This is a genomic window from Intestinimonas sp. UBA1698 (assembly GCF_002320075.1).
Classification (GTDB): Bacteria; Bacillota; Clostridia; order Oscillospirales; family Oscillospiraceae; genus Intestinimonas; species Intestinimonas massiliensis.
Genome location: NZ_DCJO01000005.1, coordinates 45071 through 61079, shown reverse-complemented (window position 1 = coordinate 61079; position 16009 = coordinate 45071). Strand labels below are relative to the sequence as shown.

At 65.4% G+C, this 16009-nt stretch carries 16 protein-coding genes; 4 read left to right on the top strand and 12 right to left on the bottom strand.

The window, feature by feature from the left end; all coding sequences use genetic code 11:
• Nucleotides 1–39: 39 nt before the first annotated feature.
• Together B3H64_RS01385 and B3H64_RS01380 are read left to right on the top strand one after the other, a co-directional pair.
• Nucleotides 40–633, top strand: coding sequence for an energy-coupled thiamine transporter ThiT (locus B3H64_RS01385; RefSeq protein WP_226923325.1), 594 nt, complete (start codon nucleotides 40–42; stop codon nucleotides 631–633).
• Nucleotides 634–636: 3 nt separating this feature from the next.
• Nucleotides 637–1455, top strand: coding sequence for an HAD-IIB family hydrolase (locus tag B3H64_RS01380; protein ID WP_009257172.1), 819 nt, complete (start codon nucleotides 637–639; stop codon nucleotides 1453–1455).
• 337 nt (nucleotides 1456–1792) lie between these two features.
• Here the strand turns inward: B3H64_RS01380 and B3H64_RS01375 are convergent, their stop codons facing one another.
• From B3H64_RS01375 to gap, 3 genes are all read right to left on the bottom strand, one after another.
• Nucleotides 1793–2896, bottom strand: a complete 1104-nt coding sequence (locus tag B3H64_RS01375) for a DUF2974 domain-containing protein (protein WP_007489764.1) — start codon at nucleotides 2894–2896, stop codon at nucleotides 1793–1795.
• 15 nt (nucleotides 2897–2911) lie between these two features.
• On the bottom strand, nucleotides 2912–3514 hold the full coding sequence (locus B3H64_RS01370) for a pentapeptide repeat-containing protein (protein ID WP_055179589.1): 603 nt from the start codon (nucleotides 3512–3514) through the stop codon (nucleotides 2912–2914).
• 341 nt (nucleotides 3515–3855) lie between these two features.
• Nucleotides 3856–4869: a type I glyceraldehyde-3-phosphate dehydrogenase gene (gene gap / locus B3H64_RS01365; protein WP_286732272.1), complete on the bottom strand. Its 1014-nt coding sequence runs from the start codon at nucleotides 4867–4869 to the stop codon at nucleotides 3856–3858.
• Nucleotides 4870–5131: 262 nt separating this feature from the next.
• Between gap and B3H64_RS01360 the strand changes: the two genes are divergently transcribed.
• Entirely contained in the window at nucleotides 5132–6199 is a 1068-nt protein-coding gene (locus tag B3H64_RS01360; protein ID WP_286732263.1) for a sensor histidine kinase, read from the top strand.
• 51 nt (nucleotides 6200–6250) lie between these two features.
• Here B3H64_RS01360 and B3H64_RS01355 read toward each other — a convergent pair whose 3' ends face one another.
• From B3H64_RS01355 to rny, 9 genes are all read right to left on the bottom strand, one after another.
• A complete protein-coding gene (locus tag B3H64_RS01355; RefSeq protein ID WP_238074709.1) occupies nucleotides 6251–6889 on the bottom strand; it encodes a flavodoxin family protein in 639 nt (212 codons plus the stop codon).
• Nucleotides 6890–6921: 32 nt separating this feature from the next.
• Nucleotides 6922–7506: a signal peptidase I gene (lepB, locus tag B3H64_RS01350; RefSeq protein ID WP_050619380.1), complete on the bottom strand. Its 585-nt coding sequence runs from the start codon at nucleotides 7504–7506 to the stop codon at nucleotides 6922–6924.
• 112 nt (nucleotides 7507–7618) lie between these two features.
• Complete coding sequence (locus tag B3H64_RS01345) at nucleotides 7619–9829, bottom strand: ATP-binding protein (protein WP_286732250.1); 2211 nt, start codon at nucleotides 9827–9829, stop codon at nucleotides 7619–7621.
• Nucleotides 9826–10929 (bottom strand): metallophosphoesterase family protein, encoded by a 1104-nt coding sequence (locus B3H64_RS01340; protein WP_286732247.1) that lies wholly within the window; start codon nucleotides 10927–10929, stop codon nucleotides 9826–9828. Before B3H64_RS01340 ends, B3H64_RS01345 begins: the two co-directional genes overlap by 4 nt.
• Nucleotides 10930–10948: 19 nt before the next feature.
• Entirely contained in the window at nucleotides 10949–11728 is a 780-nt protein-coding gene (locus tag B3H64_RS01335) for a TIGR00282 family metallophosphoesterase (protein WP_286732245.1), read from the bottom strand.
• On the bottom strand, nucleotides 11725–12132 hold the full coding sequence (locus B3H64_RS01330; RefSeq protein WP_286732243.1) for a PPC domain-containing DNA-binding protein: 408 nt from the start codon (nucleotides 12130–12132) through the stop codon (nucleotides 11725–11727). The genes B3H64_RS01335 and B3H64_RS01330 overlap by 4 nt, the downstream gene beginning before the upstream one ends.
• Nucleotides 12133–12266: 134 nt before the next feature.
• Nucleotides 12267–12809 carry a signal peptidase I gene (gene lepB, locus B3H64_RS01325; RefSeq protein WP_286732242.1) on the bottom strand — a complete coding sequence of 181 codons (543 nt, stop codon included), beginning with the start codon at nucleotides 12807–12809 and terminating at the stop codon, nucleotides 12267–12269.
• A complete protein-coding gene (locus B3H64_RS01320; protein WP_278894789.1) occupies nucleotides 12806–13327 on the bottom strand; it encodes a nitroreductase family protein in 522 nt (173 codons plus the stop codon). The genes lepB (B3H64_RS01325) and B3H64_RS01320 overlap by 4 nt, the downstream gene beginning before the upstream one ends.
• 50 nt (nucleotides 13328–13377) lie before the next feature.
• Nucleotides 13378–14919: a ribonuclease Y gene (rny, locus tag B3H64_RS01315; protein ID WP_050619386.1), complete on the bottom strand. Its 1542-nt coding sequence runs from the start codon at nucleotides 14917–14919 to the stop codon at nucleotides 13378–13380.
• Between the two features lie 309 nt (nucleotides 14920–15228).
• On the opposite strand from rny, the gene B3H64_RS01310 reads away from it, so the two are divergent.
• Entirely contained in the window at nucleotides 15229–15975 is a 747-nt protein-coding gene (locus tag B3H64_RS01310) for an IclR family transcriptional regulator (protein WP_050619387.1), read from the top strand.
• Nucleotides 15976–16009: the final 34 nt, after the last annotated feature.

Genomic DNA, 16009 nt, shown 5'->3' with positions numbered 1-16009 from the left:
GTTTGCGCTGCGGTACATTTTTTAGGAGGAATGAGCTCTATGTCTGAACCTGTCACCACAAAAGCCCCTGGCCGCCGCCGTATGTATCTGCTGGTGCGGATGCTTTGCGAAGGCGGAGTCATGATCGCCCTTGCCCTGGTGCTGGGGCTTCTCAAGGTATTTGAGCTGCCCCAGGGCGGCTCCATCTCGCTGGAGATGCTCCCCCTGCTGTTCTTCTGCGTGCGCTGGGGCATGGGAGGCGGCTTCATCGCCTGCTTTGCCTTCGGCGTGCTCCAGGTATTCATCCAGGGCGCGGTAAGCTGGGGCTGGCAGTCCATCCTGCTGGATTATGTGCTGGCCTTCGGTGTCATTGGCATCGCCGGCCTGGGCCGCGGCAAGCCCCACGGCATCTTCTGGGGCAGCGTGCTGGGCGGAGCCGCCCGCTTTGTTGTCCACTATATCAGCGGTATCACCATTTACAAAATTCTGGCCCCCACGGAGATCTTCGGCACAGTATTCGACAATCCCGCCCTCTACTCCCTTATCTACAACGGCAGCTATGTCGGGATTGACCTTGTCCTGTGTCTGGTGATTTTTGGCATTCTCTATGCACCGCTGAAAACGTATATGACGGGGGCCGATCTGAGAAGGTAAGGTGTGAATCAGTTGGGCAAATTCAACGGCGTGCTGCTGGTCAGCGATTTTGACGACACCCTCTACGGGGAGGACATGCGCATCACCCGGGAAAATGTGGAGGCCCTGACCTACTTTACCCGGGAGGGGGGTACCTTCACCGTGGCCACCGGCCGCGCCCGCCCCAACTTCGCCCCCCACGCCAGCCACATACCCATCAACGCGCCGGTGATTCTGTCCAACGGCTCCGCCCTGTACGACTTTCGGACAGGGGAGATGATCTACGAGACCTTTCTGCCCGACCGGGTGCGGGAGGATCTCCAGCAGATGGCCCGGGCCATTCCCACCATCGGCTTTGAGGCCTACCACCACGACGCCATCTACGTCTACCAGCCCAACGCCGTCACCTTCCGTCACCTGGAGCGGGCGGGCATGACCGCCCGGGAGGTGCCCATCGCGGATATCCCCCTGCCCTGGAGCAAGGTCATCCTCCAGCAGGACTATGAGACCCTTCTGCACACCCAGCGCTACCTGCTGGAGCGGTGGGGAGAGCACTACGAGGTGATCTTCTCCAACCGGGTGCTGCTGGAGCTGACCCGGAAGGGGAGCAGCAAGGGCGGCATGGTGCAGTACCTGGCCCGCCGCCTGGGCATCGACGCCCAGCACATCTACTGCGTGGGGGACAACCAGAACGACATCCCCATGCTGGCCGTCTCCGCCATCCCCTTCGCCCCCGCCAACTGCGCCCCCGAGGTGAAGCAGTGGGGCGCCCGTATCCTGGGCGCCTGCGAGGAGAGCTGCGTGGCGCAGATTGTGGATATCCTGGACCATATTTACGCGTAAACATGCGCCGCCCGCCGGAACTCCGGCGGGCGGCGCACATCCTGTCGAAAAAGACTTTTCGACAGGCTGCTAAACTTTTTGAACCTGCAAAACAGGTTCAAAAAGTTACTTGATCCAACGCGAACGGCCCAGGCCGGTCTCTCTTGGCCTGTGGCCAATTCACCTTCAGGGAACCCTGACGGTTCATCTCCGCACCAAGCGCCGCCGCAAGCGGCGGTTGTGCTCCGAATCGCCCTGCGGGGCAGCCTTTCACACTATCCTTCCCTCCGAATCCTTCGACAAGAGGTTTTATCGACAGTCTCTGGGGAGGGCGGTTAATATCGCCCTCCATGTTCCCTTATGTCTCCTCGCCCCGGAGCAGGCCCATGCTGTTCCGCGCCGCCTCGGCCAGACGGGCCAGGGCCTGGAACAGCATGAGGCGGTCGGCGCCGTCCAGCGCCCGGAGGCGGCGCAGGCCAGCCGCCGCGGCCTGGAGCCCGCCCTCGGACAGCTCCGCCGTAGTCTGGGCCCCCGAGGCCCCCAGCACCTCGAACAGGAGGTCCACAAACTGCTCCCGCCGCTCCGGAGTCAGGGAGGCCACCCACTCCTTGAGGGTACGGCTGACAAAGCGGCTGGCGTCGGTGACCCGCTCCACCTCCACAAAGTCCGGCCCCAATATCTGCCAGGAAAAGGGGCTGTGCTGGAACAGGCCGGACTGATCGCTGCGCACCACGGTGTAGTCCTCCTCGTGGTCCAGAAGCATCCCCACCACCGAGGACTGGGGTACAAAGGTGTGTATCCGCCCCCGCACCGCCTCATAGCCCGCCTCATCCACGGCCCCGGCGCAGAAGCCGGGGCCGTCGTTGTTGTAGACCGCCAGCAGGCGGTCGGGCGTCCGGCAGGCCGCCGCCGCGTAGACCGCCAGATTCCCGCCTTTGGAGTGCCCGCCCAGACGCAGGGGGCCGCCCCACCGCCGCAGGGCGTCGGACAGGTACTCCGCCGCCGACCTCTGGGCGGGCACCGGCGTCTGGTAGCTCATGTTGAAGTCCTCTTTCCACCCCACCAGGGTGCTGTCCGTCCCCCGGTAGGAGACAAACCGGGCCCCGTCTCCGGTGTCGATGGTGAGGGCGGCGAACTGCTCCTCCGTCCCTGCGTCCAGGTGGCTCACCCAGTCCAGCAGCATCAGGCCGGAGAACCGGGGCGCCCGGGCCAGGGCCCCGAAGAGGCGGAGCACCTCCTCCCGAAACTCCCCCCGGCCCCGCTCCGGCCGCGGCGGCCAGACGCCGCCCGCCGCCTCCCACCGCTCCGCCGCAGCCCAGAGGGCGGTGCCCTCCCGGTCCACCAGATGGTCCAGCGGCGCGTAGGATAGGGTGCTCAGGAGCAGATTATCCACCGGGTTGAAGGGGGACTGGGCCAGGCTCAGCTCCCCCCGCCAGTCCAGATAGTCAAACAGTCCGCCCATCGGGCGCTCCCTCCCTCACAAAAGCTGTATCCCCAGCAGGGGGATCAGATCAACCGCCTGGGCCGGGTTGATCTTCATGCCCCGCAGCTCTCCCAGGCTCTCCGATACGGTGATGCCCTCCAGCGCGCAGTCGGAAAAATCCACCCCCTTCAGCGGCGTGCGGAAAAAGTCCACCTCCTGGAACCCCGTCCGGTGTGGGCTCAGTCCGGCCACATCCGCCTCGGCCAGCACGGCCCGGCGAAGCTGGCAGTTCTCCATGCGGCACTTTTTCCACCGCGACTGTGTAAAATTGGCGCAGCGGAAGGCGCTCTCGCCCAGGGTACAGCCCCGCCACCGGCTGGCGGTGAACCGGCCGCCGTCCCCCTTGCAGTCCCGCACCACCGTGTCCGTCCAGACCGTCCCGCCGAAGCGGCAGTTGGAGAAGTCGCAGCCCCTCCACTCCACCCGGTCAAAGACCGCCCCCGAGAAGTCGCAGTTCTGGAACCGGCACCGGTGCAGGCACACCCGGCGGAACTCCAGCCCCGACAAGTCCGCGCCCGCCAGGCACTCCCCCTCCACCGTCACGTCCTCCACGTCCCGCTCTTCCCGCCGCGCCCGGCGCACTTCCTCCTCCAGCATGGGTCAGCACTCCTTTCTCCCCCTACTCTACTACAACATGCCGGCTTTGTATACATACGATTGCAAAAACGCCCCCGCCGTCGGCGGGGACGCCAGTATGTCGAAAAAGCCTCGCAGAGTTCGCGCCCGCAGGCGCGAAGCAAATAAAAGCCGTTTTCTCCGGCGGCATGTACGCCGGAGAAAACACTTCTCAGCCCGCAAGTGTGGGCTTTGTCCGCAGAAAACGGACAAAGCCTGCGCGCGGTGGGCTGCATCCGGATCGAAAAAGCGGCGAAACCGCTTTTTCGACGGTCAAAGAGAGCGGAAGCCGTCCGGCTTCCGCTCTCTTTGGTTGGATTCACTTACTTGTGGTCCACGGAATACATATGGGTGATGAGGTCCAGCACCTTGTTGGAGTAGCCGATCTCGTTGTCGTACCAGGACACGACCTTCACGAAGGTGTCGGTCAGGGCGATGCCGGCGGTGGCGTCGAAGATGGAGGTGCGGGTGTCGCCCAGGAAGTCGGAGGACACCACGGCGTCCTCGGTGTAGCCCAGGATGCCCTTCAGCTCACCCTCGCTGGCCTTCTTCATGGCGGCGCAGATCTCGTCGTACTTGGCGGGCTTGGCCAGGTTGACGGTCAGGTCCACCACGGACACATCCAGGGTGGGCACACGCATAGACATGCCGGTCAGCTTCCCGTTCAGGGAGGGGATGACCTTGCCCACGGCCTTGGCCGCGCCGGTGGAGGAGGGGATGATGTTGTAGGTGGCCGCGCGGCCGCCGCGCCAATCCTTCTTGGAGGGGCCGTCCACGGTCTTCTGGGTGGCGGTGACGGAGTGGACGGTGGTCATCAGGCCGTCGGTGATGCCGAACTTGTCGTGCAGGACCTTGGCGATGGGGGCCAGGCAGTTGGTGGTGCAGGAGGCATTGGACACAAAGTTCATGCTGGAATCATAGGTTGTATTGTTGACGCCCATGACAAACATGGGGGTGTCGTCCTTGGAGGGGGCGCTCATGATGACCTTTTTGGCGCCGGCATCCAGGTGACCCTGGGCCTTCTCCTTGGTCAGGAACAGGCCGGTGGACTCCACCACATACTCGGCCCCGATCTCGCCCCAGGGAATCTCGGCGGGGCTCATCTTGGCGTAGACCATGACCTTGTGGCCGTTGACGGTGATGCTGCTGTCGTCATAGCTGATCTCGCCGTTGAATCTGCCGTGGATGGTATCATACCGCAGCATATAGGCCATGTAGTCAGGGGTCATGCCGGGGTCGTTGATGCCCACAAATTCTACGTCGGGCCGCTCCAGGCCGGCGCGGAATACCAGACGACCGATTCTGCCGAAGCCGTTGATGCCGATTTTAATGCTCATAGCTGCAATCTCTCCTTTTCGAAGTCAAAAATAGTTTCATCTCTGACGGGAGCCATTATACATCATATTTTCGATTTTGCCAAGAGGGTTTTTCAATGAAATTTAGTTTACTTTCGATTGTAAGGTGCGCCCGGTGCAGATATTTCGACCAAATTCGACTTTTTCTCTTGTAGCGCCCCCCAAGATTTGGTACACTGAAGATAATTGGTTTTTTCCGTTTCCTGCGCATGCTACTTCCATGACCCTTTAAGGAGGTCTTGTCTTGTCGCCCGTTGCCTTCGAAGTGGCGCAGTTGTTTGACGGCTTTCCCGAGCCGGTGCTGATCCTTCGGGATCGTGAGGTCCGCTACCGGAACCCGGCGGCGGAGCGGCTGTTTCCTGCTCTCCGGGACCGCGCCACGCTCCCGGAGGACCTCTCCGCCCTCCTCCCCGAGTGTGAAGCTCCCGCTGTGGTGACGGCCCGCATCGGCGGCGGCAACTACCGGCTGAGTGTCCAGAACACGTCTCTGGGCGCACTGGTCATCCTGCGCTCCGCCCCGGCGGCGGCCGCCGCCTCGTCCGAGCGGCTGTCCCGCTACCTGCGGCAGCAGACCGCCGGCCTGGCCGCCGCCCTCCAGCGGCTGGGCGCCGACCCGGAGGGGCTGGACCCCGCCCGGCAGGTCCGCTATCTCTCCATCGCCAACCAGGGGCTCTATCGCCTTCTGCGGCTGGCCGACCACCTGGACTTTCTGGAGCGGGACGACGCCTCCCTTTACCGCCCCGCCCCCATGGACCTGGCCGGGCTGTGCCGGGAACTGGGGCGCGAGATCTCCAGCGTGGCGGCGGCCGCCGGGTACGGCTTTGCGTATGAATCCGAGCTGGCCAGTCTGCTGACGCTGGGGGACCCCTCGCTGCTGCGCCAGATGCTGCTGGCCCTACTCTCCAACGCCATGAAGGCCGCGGGCCCCGGCGGGAAGCTGGGCCTCCGGCTGGCCAGGTCCGGTCAGCGGGCCGTCCTCACCGTGTGGGACGGAGGAAACGGCCTTGCCGAGGGAGACCTGTCCCTGCTGTTCGGCGGGGAGCCCGACGGCGGCCGGGCCGGGACCGGGCTGGGCACGGGTCTGGAATCGGTACGGCGTATCGCCGCGCTCCACGGCGGCAGCGTCATGGTAGCGAGCCGGGAGGGCGACGGCCTGCGGGTCGTGGTCTCCCTGCCCATTCGTGACACCGCCGGGATGTTCCTGCGCGCGCCGGCGGCCTCTTACGACCCCTCCGGAGGCTTTTCACCCCTGTTGCTGGAGCTCTCGGATGTGCTTCCCGCCGAGCTCTACCGTCCGGAGGACGTGGAGTAGCCCCCCTACAACCGCCAAAGAGGCGGGCAGCAAATGCTGCCCGCCTCTTTTTCATCGAATCAGGTTGAGATATACCCGCTTCTCCCGGGGCTCCACGGGGATCTGCGCCCGGCCAAGAGCCACCGCCTGGAGCAGCCAGGCCATGTTCTTGCCCAGGGCCCGGAGGTAAACCTGTCCCTCGGTATCTCGCTCCACATCGCCGGGCTTGAGGCCGTAGACCAGCGGCCAGTTGGTGGTGGAGGGAAGAAACATCTCGGCGCAGTTGAGGTACCGCTGGAGGCAGTCCAGCGTGGTGCGCCCGCCGGGCCGCCGGGCCACGGCCACCGCCGCGCCCACCTTGTACCGGAAGGCGCCGCCGCAGTTGTAGTCTCCAGCGAAGAACACCCGGTCCAAAAAGGACTTCATGGGGCCGGGCACGTCGCCGTAGTAGGTGGGGGCCCCCAGCAGGACTCCGTCCGCCGCCCGAATCTTCTCAATGGCGGTGTTGACGCCGTCTTCCGGCAGCACGCACCGGCTATCCTTGTTTCTGGCGCACTGGTTGCAGGCCGCGCAGCCGCGGATGGGCAGATGGCCCACCTGAACGATCTCAGCCGTGATCCCGGCGGCTTCCAGTTGCTCGGTGACGGCCCGCAGGGCGGCATAGGTGTTTCCCTTTTCGTGGGGGCTTCCGTTGAATGCGATGACATGCATGGCGGAGGTCTCCTTTCTGTCCGGGGCGCCGTTCATTCGATGACGCCGAAATCCTGGAAGGGCAGCAGCACGAACCGCGCCCGGCCCAGCACATACCGCACATCCACCGTACCTAAGCGGGGGTCCCGGCTGTCGGAGGACTTGTTGCGGTTGTCGCCCATGACAAAGATGGACCCCTCCGGCACCTCCACATGGGTGGCGTAATCCGGGGGCAGCTCGTACATGGCCTCGTTGATATAGTCCTCCTCCAGCGCCACCCCATCCACGGCGACGGTGCCGGCGGCATAGTCGATGTCCACGGTCTGCCCCCCCACGGCGATGACCCGCTTGACAATGGGCTGGGCCATAAAGGATTCTTTGGTCAGCACCACGATGTCCCCTGGCTTGGGCTCGTAACCGATGGATTGGAGCAGCAGCATATCCTTGTCGTGGAGGGTGGGCACCATGGAGGAGCCCTGCACCCCGATGACCCGGCCCACAAAGGTAAAGAGGAGGATGAGGCTGACCAAGGCCATGACCAGGGCCTGGAGCCAGAAGTACAGGTCCACCTTGAAGGCGTCGCCGCCGCTCAGGTTCTCCTCCCGGCCCTCAGGTGGCCGTTTTTGTTCTTCAGACATGGGTATCAACTCCCCGCGGAACACATTCATAATTGGAATACATTATACGGCATCCCGCGCCGGAATGCAAGGGAAGGCGCCCGTGGTCCGCGTGGTCCGCGGTATTTCCACCTCAGCCCCGCCCCTCCCGCCACGCCGCCTCCCGGCCGTGGCAGGTAAACAGCAGCACCTGCCGCCCCCGGGCGTATTCCTCCAGGGTCTCCAGGGCCAGGGCCATGCGGCCGTCGTCAAAGTCGGCCAGGGCGTCGTCCAGCACCAGAGGAGCCGGATCGGCGGCCGGCAGGGCCAGGTCGCACACCGCCAGGCGCACCGCCAGGTAGAGCTGGTCCACGGTGCCCCGGGACAGGCTGAGGGCCCGGCGGGGCAGCACGTCCCCGGCGGGGCGGACGCTGGCCTCAAACTCCCGGTTGAGGGCGATGGAGGCATAGCGGCCCCCAGTGAGGGCGGCGAAGAGCTCCCCCGCCCGGCGGTTGAGCTCCGGGGAAAACCGGGCCTGGAGCTGGGCGTTGGCCTCGTCCAGGACCTCCAGGGCCAGGCTCAGGGCCCGGTATTCCCCCTGGCGGCGTTCCAGCTCCCGCTCCAGCCCGTCCCGGCCGGCCTCCAGCTCGTCCGGGTCCCCCAGGGCGGTCCGGCGGCCCTGGAGGGCGGCCAGCTCCCGCTCCAGGCGGGAGAGCTCTCCGCTCACCGCCGCCAGGGCGGCGGCGGTTTCGGCGGGGCTGTGGGCGGCGGGCGGAGGAGGAGGCGTCCCCTCCGCCGGGGCGGGGCCCTCGGGCATGGGAATGGAGGCCACCAGCTTCCGGGCCCCCTCCGCCTTCACCCGTGCGGTGGCGACGCGCTCGTCCAGGGACAGGGCACGGGACAGGGCGGCGGAGACGCCGAAAGGGTCGGTCACGGCGGGGGCAAAGCCGTGGACAAAAGCCAGCAGGCCCAGCCACAACCGTTCCCTCTGGGTGTCCAGATCCCGGATGGACTGTTCCACCGCCTCGGAACGCCGGCGGGCCTCCTCCACGTCCACCCACCTTTCCCGGTAGGCATTGGCCCGAGCAAGGATGTCGTCGGGGAATTGGCTCTCAGAGCGGGCGAGGATGGCCCTCCGTTCCCGGTCCCACTCCCGCCGACTCTTCCGGGCGGCCAGCAGGAATCCCACGCCTGCCGCCAGTTCCAGCCCGGCGGCCGCAAAAAACAGGTAATTCCCCTGGGAGAGCGCGCCGGCGCCCCCGAAGGCCGCGGCGGCCAGCAAAAACAGCACGCCTACCGCCATTTGAGGCGTCGCCCTCTTTTGTTCCAGCTCCCGGACCCGCGCGGCGTCCTCATTGGCCCGCTTCCACGCCTGGTCCGGGTCCATACCGTCAAATACCGGGTCCGCCGCCGCCTGCTCGGCACGGTCCACCGCCCGCCGGGCGGGCTCCCGCTGGTTCTGAGCCTCCTTTTGACTGGCCTCCAGGGTCTTGAGGTAGGCCAGCTCCCCCTGGGCCTGCCGCAGCTTCTCTTTGTCGGGCAGGGGCCCGGCCTCGGCCTCCAGGTCCGCCAGCTCCCTTCGGGCGGCCTCCAGCTCGGCCACGGCAGCCTTGTACTGCTCCCGCCGGGCCCATTCCTGCCGGGCCTTCTGGGCGGCGGCTTCCGCCTCCAGCGCCCCTTTTCGTGCCGTCAGCTCGTCCCGCTGGCTCTCCGCCTCGCCGGCCTGCCGGGTGAGCTGCCGCATCTGGGCCAGCTCCCCCTCTATCCCGGTCCGCTCCTCCTCCAGCCGGGGGATGAGCCCGGTCTTGTTGTGCCTGCGGCGGTTGAGCCACCCCCGCAGGGTCTTTTCCGTCTGGGAGTAGGACACGTCCTCCTCCCCGGAGGACACCAGGGCGGCGATGCGCTTTTCCAGGTCCGGGTCGGCGTCGATGGGCACCCCGGACTGACCCACAAAGGCGGTGCGCTGGAACGTCTCCCGGCCCACCCCCAGCAGGACCTCCCCGCAGTTTTCCGCCGTCAGGCCGGATACGGCCTCCCCCGTTCCGGTATAGACCGCCTCGAAACCGCCTAAGGGGCTGGCCCCCTTGGCAAACCGGCGCAGGGTGATGTCCTGCCCCCTCCAGGTCAGCTCGATCTCCCCGGCCATGGGGGCGCCGGACCAGGGGGCGTAGCGGTTCTTCTCCGCCAGGGCGGTCCTGGTGTCCCGCTCCCGGGTGGGAATGCCGTAGAGCATGGCCCGCAGGAAGGCGCACCAGGTGGACTTGCCCGCCTCGTTGGGGGCGGTGAGAATGTTCAGGCCCTCCCTCAGCTCCAGGACGGCCCCGTCCAGCTTGCCGAAGGTTGCGGTCATTTTTTTGATCTTCATGCCATGGGCTCCTCCCTATGCTCCAGCGCCGCCAGCCCAAAGCGGACGGCCCGCTCCAGGTCGGCGCGCGCCCCGTCGTCAGCCGCGGCGGCCAGGCGCTCCTGCATCCGGCGCAGGAACAGCCCCGTGAGGGTGTCCTCCCCGGCCCGGTCCCACAGGTCCCGGGGGACCGCCGTCTCGTCCCGGAGCTCGGCGCGGTAGAACCGGGCGGCGGCCACCGCCTCCAAGGGCGCCAGGTCCAGCCCCTCCACTCCGCTCTCCCCGGTGAGCCGGATGCGCACGATGTCCTCCGCCCCGTCGTCGGGCAGGGCGGCGGCCAGGGCGGAGGCGGGGTCGGGGCCGGACACGTCGGCCTCCAGGACGCGGTAGCGGCGGCGGGCCAGAGGCACGAATTCCTCCTCCACTCCGCCGTCGTCCCGGACCGTGATCCACAGGCAGCCCTTGTCCCCCAGCTCGTCGAAGCCCCGCCCCTCGGGGCAGCCGGGGTAGGCCCAGAAGGTCTCTCCCGCCCGCCGGAGGCCCGACCGGGCGTGGATGTGCCCGAGGGCCAGATAGGTCAGGCCCGAGGCGGCGATCTCCTCCGGCCCGATGGGGCCGTAGCGCCCCCGGCCCTCCACGTCCCCGTGGAGGACCCCCAGGTGGAGCCGTCCGTCCGCCGGGGCGGCAAAGCCCGCCAGGGGTGAATCCTCCCGGGCGGGGGCGGTGAAGGCCGCCCCCCAGACGGTGCAGGCCTTTCCCTCCAGCTCCACCGGCGTCAGCCCGGCCCGGCGAAAGAGATGCATGTTGTCCGGCCAGGCCAGCCGGGCGTAAGGGGACCGGGCGCTGTAAAAGTCATGGTTGCCCGGGGCGATGAACACCGGGCAGCCGGTCTGCCCCAGGGTCCGGACCAGGGCCTGTCCGGTCTCGGCATAGAGCTCGCCGCCGTCGAACAGGTCGCCGGAGAGCAGCACCAGGTCGGCTCCGCGGCTCCGGGCCAGCTCGGCCAGGCGGGCGAGCAGCTCCCGCTGCTCCCCCCGGCGCTCGGCGGCCTGCTCGGCGTTCAACGAGGCGAAGGGCGCATCCAAATGGAAGTCTGCCGCGTGTAAGATCTGTATGGGCATACTTGCTCCTTTCCAGGCGTCATTCTGCGATGTCCACCCGCTCCACATGCACGCACCTTCTCGTCTCCGTGTCAAGGGAGAAGAGGACGGCCTCCAGCTTGCAGGGGCCGGGGGCGGGCTCAAAGCGCATGGGCAGCCCCCCCAGGAAGCGGTTGACGGCCTGCTCGTGCTTCATGCCCAGCACCGACCGGGCCGGGCCGGTCATGCCCAGGTCGGTGACGAAGCCCAGTCCCCGGTCCAGCACCTGGCAGTCGGCGGTGGGCACATGGGTGTGGGTCCCCCAAAGGGCCTGCACCCTGCCGTCCAAATAGTAGGCCATGGCCCCCTTTTCGCTGGTGGCCTCTGCGTGGAAGTCCACCAGGCACAGGTCGGCGTCCAGGTGGCGCAGAAGCCGGTCCGCCACGGTGAAGGGGTTGTCGAAGTTGGAGTCCATCTCGCACCGGCCGATGAGGTTCATCACAGCCACGCGCAGGCCACGCGGCCCTTCGTAGATTCCCAGTCCCCGGCCGGGGACCCGGCTGGTGTAGTTGGCGGGCCGCAGGAGCCAGGACACATCGTCCAGCAGGTCCTTGATCTGGATGCGGTTCCAGGTGTGGTTGCCCAGGGTGACCACGTCGGCCCCGGCCGCATAGATGGCCCTGGCCTGCCGGGGCAGGATCCCCACGCCGGAGGCGTTCTCCCCGTTGACCACCGTGAAGTGGACGCCGTGGAGCTTCTGCACGGAGCGCAGGTGCTGCTCCAAAAAGGCCAGGCCCTGCTCGCCCACCACGTCGCCCACCGCCAAAACGTTCATGATCATGCTCGTTCCTCCAAAGATAAAATCGCCAGCTCGTCGTAGCCGGTCTCCCCGTCCCGCTCCGCCCCGAAGCGGACTCCGTCCAGCTCCAGAAGCACCACCTCGGCGGTGGTGTTGACGATGCAGCCCTCCATCAGGTGGCCGCCCAGGACGGTCAGGTCCTCCCGGGCCAGGGAGATGTGCAGATGGGTCCGCGCCGCCGAGAGGGTCCCCATGAGGGAGACGATCTCCAGCGGCTCGTTCAGCTCCCGCACCGTGACGCCGGAGGCGTCCCGCACCCGGGCCCGGGTGACGCAGCCCACCCCCGAGACCACCGTCCCGGCGGCGATGCGGCGAGTCCGGGCATACTCCTGCAGGGCCTTCAGCAAATCACTCCCCCGGCGCAGCCGGAACACATGGGTCTTCATACGCTCCCCCCGTTCTCAGGGTTTTTATTATATGTCATTTTCGTGCAAAGGGCAAACAGAAAACGCCCCGCCGCGAAAGCGGCGGAGCGTTCCAGGGCTCGTTCTTCCCATTCCCCGCTCCGGCGGACCGGCGTTTACCGCACCGCCCCCAGCCGGGTGAGCGGGAAAACCACCCACTCCGCCCGGCCCAGCACATACCGGGCGTCCACCGCCCCCAGCGCCGGGTTCCGGCTGTCGTTGGAGACGTTTCGGTTGTCTCCCAGGACAAAGATGCAGCCCTCCGGCACGGTGAGGGAGGTGACGGTCTGCCAGTGCCTCTGGGTCATTGGCTCCAGGATATAGTCCTCCTCCAGGGCCCGGCCGTCCACGGACACGGCACCGGCGGCGTAGTCGATGTCCACCCTCTGGCCGCTCACGGCGACGATGCGCTTGACAATGGGCCCCTCCACGTCATCGAACTCCTTGGAGAGCACCACCACGTCTCCCTGCCGGGGCGTGTAGCCGATGCTCCGCACCACCATCCAGTCCCAGTCCCGGAGGGTGGGCTCCATGGAGGTCCCATCCACCGGCGTCAGGCGGCCCAGGAACAGGAATACCAGAACCAGGGCCACCGCTACGGACGCCAGAGCCTGGAGCCAGAAATAGAGGCTGACCGCCAGAGGCTCCCGGTCTGTCATGCCTCCTCCCGCTCTGCGTAGCGGTCCTGATGGACCCGCTCCTCCAGATAGCGGTCGTGGGGCTCTTTTACCTTTTCGGTCTTTCCGGCGGCCAGGATGCCCACGGGCCGGATATAGTCCGGCAGGGCGCACAGCTCGGTGATCTTGTCGATGCGCACCGGGTCGGGGTGGACCCCCACCCACAGGCTGCCATAGCCCAGCTCGGTGGCCTCGATGAGCATATTCTCCAAAGCGGCGGAGCCGTCCATGATCCACCAGTCCCCCTGAATCTTGCACTTGCGCAGGTCGGCGCACACCAGGATGTTCAGGGGGGCGGTGCGCATGGCGAAGGCGTTGGGGTGGACGGAGATAAACTGCTCGATGGCGGCCTTGTCCGTCATACGGATAAAGACCCACTCCCGGTTGTCCTTGGCGGACGGGGCGGCCATGCCGGCCATGAGGATCTTCTTCACGTCCTCGGCGGGGACAGGCGTATCCAGGAATTTACGGATGCTGCGGCGGCGGAAAATGGCGTTCATGTGATCGTTCCTTTCTTAAAAAAAGCGGGACCCCTTCGGGCCCCGCTTCCTTATTTGGCGTACTCGATGACCTTGGTCTCCCGCAGGACATGCACCTTGATCTGGCCGGGATACTCCAGCTCTTCCTCGATCTTCTTGGCGATGTCCCGGGCCAGCAGGACCATCTGGTCCTCGGAGACCTGCTCGGGCTTGACCATGATGCGGACCTCGCGGCCGGCCTGGATGGCGTAGGATTTTTCCACTCCGGGGAAGGAAGAGGTGACCTCCTCCAGCTTTTCCAGGCGCTTGATATAGTTCTCCAAATTCTCCCGCCGGGCGCCGGGGCGAGCGGCGGAGATGGCGTCGGCCGCCTGCACCAGGCAGGCCACCACCGTCTTGGGCTCCACGTCGTTGTGGTGGGCCTCGATGGCGTGGACGATGGCCTCAGACTCCTTGTACTTCCGGGCCAGCTCCACACCGATGGCCACGTGTGAGCCCTCCACCTCGTGGTCGATGGCCTTGCCCAGATCGTGGAGCAGACCCGCCCGCTTGGCCTCGGCCACGTTGGCGCCGATCTCGGCGGCCAGCAGGCCCGCCACGTGGGAGACCTCGATGGAGTGGTTGAGCACGTTTTGGCCGTAGCTGGTGCGGTACTTCATGCGGCCCAGCAGCTTGACCAGCTCGGGGTGCAGGCCGTGGACATTGGTCTCGAACACGGCCCGCTCGCCCTCGGCCTTGATGGTGGCGTCCACCTCCCGCTTGGCCTTCTCCACCATCTCCTCGATGCGGGCGGGGTGGATGCGGCCGTCCAGAATGAGCTTTTCCAGGGCGATCCGGGCGATCTCCCGGCGGACGGGGTCGAAGCAGGAGACTGTGATGGCCTCCGGCGTGTCGTCGATGATCAGATCCACCCCGGTGAGGGTCTCCAGAGTGCGGATGTTGCGGCCTTCGCGGCCGATGATGCGGCCCTTCATCTCGTCGTTGGGCAGGGGTACCACCGAAACGGTGGCCTCGGCCACGTGGTCGGCGGCGCAGCGCTGGATGGCCAGAGAGATCATCTCCCGGGCCATGGTGTCGGCCTCTTCCTTAAAGCGGGCCTCGATCTCCTTGATCTTCATGGCCGACTCATGGGTGACCTCGGTCTCCAACTGGGAGATGAGATAGTTCTTGGCCTCCTCGGCGGTGAAGCCGGAGATGCGCTCCAGCACTTCCATCTGGGTCTTTTTGACGGTGGCGACCTCCTCCCGGGCCTCTTCCAGCTCGCTGAGCCTCCGGGCGAGGGTCTCCTCTTTCTTCTCGATGTTGTCGGTCTTGCGGTCCAGGGTCTCTTCCTTCTGCTGGAGCCGCCGCTCCTGCTTTTGCAGGTCGCTGCGGCGCTCCTTGACTTCCTTCTCATACTCGTTACGGGCCTTCAGGATCTCTTCCTTCGCCTCCACCAACGCTTCCCGCTTTTTGCTCTCGGCGCTCTTGATGGACTCGTTGATGATGCGCTTGGCCTCTTCCTCCGCGCTGGAGATCTCCTTCTCGGAAATATTCTTGCGGATTTGGATGCCGGCGAAGATGCCTATGACCAGCCCGACTATGATGCCAATCAGGGCGTATAACCACGGCATAAGTTAGGGACACACCTCCTGTTTCATTTTTGTTGGCTCGGAATGGAATTGCATAAAATGAGTCGTGTAGGATAATCCCACACGATTTGTGAAAAACCTCCCCCGGAGTTCTTCAGTTTTAGCCATTTATATTGTAAAACGATGATGCTTTTCTGTCAAGAACTTTCGCACCCTAAAGAAGGACCTCATAGCCAGGAGCGCTGCTTCCCAGCCATGCCGGCATTCCTGGGTTTCCCGGCATTTTGCTTGACAGGAAGAACATGCCAAGCTAGAATGTATGTAATTTAATAGCAAGAAAGGAAGTGTACCGTGGCAAAGGAAGTAAGTCAAACCGTTGTCAATGCCCTGCGGTTGCTGGAATGCTTTGGACAGGAGGAGGAACTGGGCATTACCGAGCTGGCGGCTGACATCGGTGTGGGGAAGGCTGTGGCGGCCCGGTTGGTGAGTAGCCTGGTGGAATTCGGCTATCTGCGCCAGAACCCCCAGACCCGGAAGTACCGTCTGGGCCTAAAACTGGTATACTGGGGCAGTTTGGCTCAGGAGCGCAACGAGATTGTGCAGTTGGTAGAGCCCTACCTCTGGACCCTTAGCCAAGAATTCCAGGTTAGTGCCCATATGGCGGTCCTAGATCATTTCGCCGCTCTCATCACCTGCAAGGTAACGAGGGGCCCCATAGTCTATATGAATTCCCGTGTGGGAACCTCCCTGCCCATCCACGCCTGTGCCACAGGTAAATGCCTGTTGGCCTATAGCAGCGAGCAGTTTCTCCAGGAGTTTTTGGGCACACAGCCTCTGGTCCGTTTTACGGAACAGACCATCACTGATCCCGATGTCTTTCTGGAGGAGGCACAGCGCATCCGCCAACAGGGCTATGCGCTGGACAATGAGGAGTCCAACTTGGGGTTGTCCTGTATGGCCGTTCCGCTTCTGAATGCAGGCGGGCAAATCACTGCTGCCATCTCCCTCAGCGGACAGACCAAGTTCATGAAGAAGAACCATGTTGCCATTCTCCGACGACTCCGGGAAGTGCAGCATGAGCTTTCTTCCTACCTGTAAAGCCGCAAGCCCATTGCCTCCCAATGGTTTTGCG

What these genes read in the sequence shown, in the direction of transcription:
- B3H64_RS01385 (WP_226923325.1), top strand. Translation starts at nt 40, where the DNA reads ATGTCTGAACCTGTCACCACAAAAGCCCCTGGCCGCCGCCGTATGTAT.
- B3H64_RS01375 (WP_007489764.1), bottom strand. Translation starts at nt 2,896, where the DNA reads ATGGGCGGACTGTTTGACTATCTGGACTGGCGGGGGGAGCTGAGCCTG.
- B3H64_RS01370 (WP_055179589.1), bottom strand. Translation starts at nt 3,514, where the DNA reads ATGCTGGAGGAGGAAGTGCGCCGGGCGCGGCGGGAAGAGCGGGACGTG.
- gap (WP_286732272.1), bottom strand. Translation starts at nt 4,869, where the DNA reads ATGAGCATTAAAATCGGCATCAACGGCTTCGGCAGAATCGGTCGTCTG.
- B3H64_RS01355 (WP_238074709.1), bottom strand. Translation starts at nt 6,889, where the DNA reads ATGCATGTCATCGCATTCAACGGAAGCCCCCACGAAAAGGGAAACACC.
- lepB (WP_050619380.1), bottom strand. Translation starts at nt 7,506, where the DNA reads ATGTCTGAAGAACAAAAACGGCCACCTGAGGGCCGGGAGGAGAACCTG.
- B3H64_RS01345 (WP_286732250.1), bottom strand. Translation starts at nt 9,829, where the DNA reads ATGAAGATCAAAAAAATGACCGCAACCTTCGGCAAGCTGGACGGGGCC.
- B3H64_RS01340 (WP_286732247.1), bottom strand. Translation starts at nt 10,929, where the DNA reads ATGCCCATACAGATCTTACACGCGGCAGACTTCCATTTGGATGCGCCC.
- B3H64_RS01335 (WP_286732245.1), bottom strand. Translation starts at nt 11,728, where the DNA reads ATGATCATGAACGTTTTGGCGGTGGGCGACGTGGTGGGCGAGCAGGGC.
- B3H64_RS01330 (WP_286732243.1), bottom strand. Translation starts at nt 12,132, where the DNA reads ATGAAGACCCATGTGTTCCGGCTGCGCCGGGGGAGTGATTTGCTGAAG.
- lepB (WP_286732242.1), bottom strand. Translation starts at nt 12,809, where the DNA reads ATGACAGACCGGGAGCCTCTGGCGGTCAGCCTCTATTTCTGGCTCCAG.
- B3H64_RS01320 (WP_278894789.1), bottom strand. Translation starts at nt 13,327, where the DNA reads ATGAACGCCATTTTCCGCCGCCGCAGCATCCGTAAATTCCTGGATACG.
- rny (WP_050619386.1), bottom strand. Translation starts at nt 14,919, where the DNA reads ATGCCGTGGTTATACGCCCTGATTGGCATCATAGTCGGGCTGGTCATA.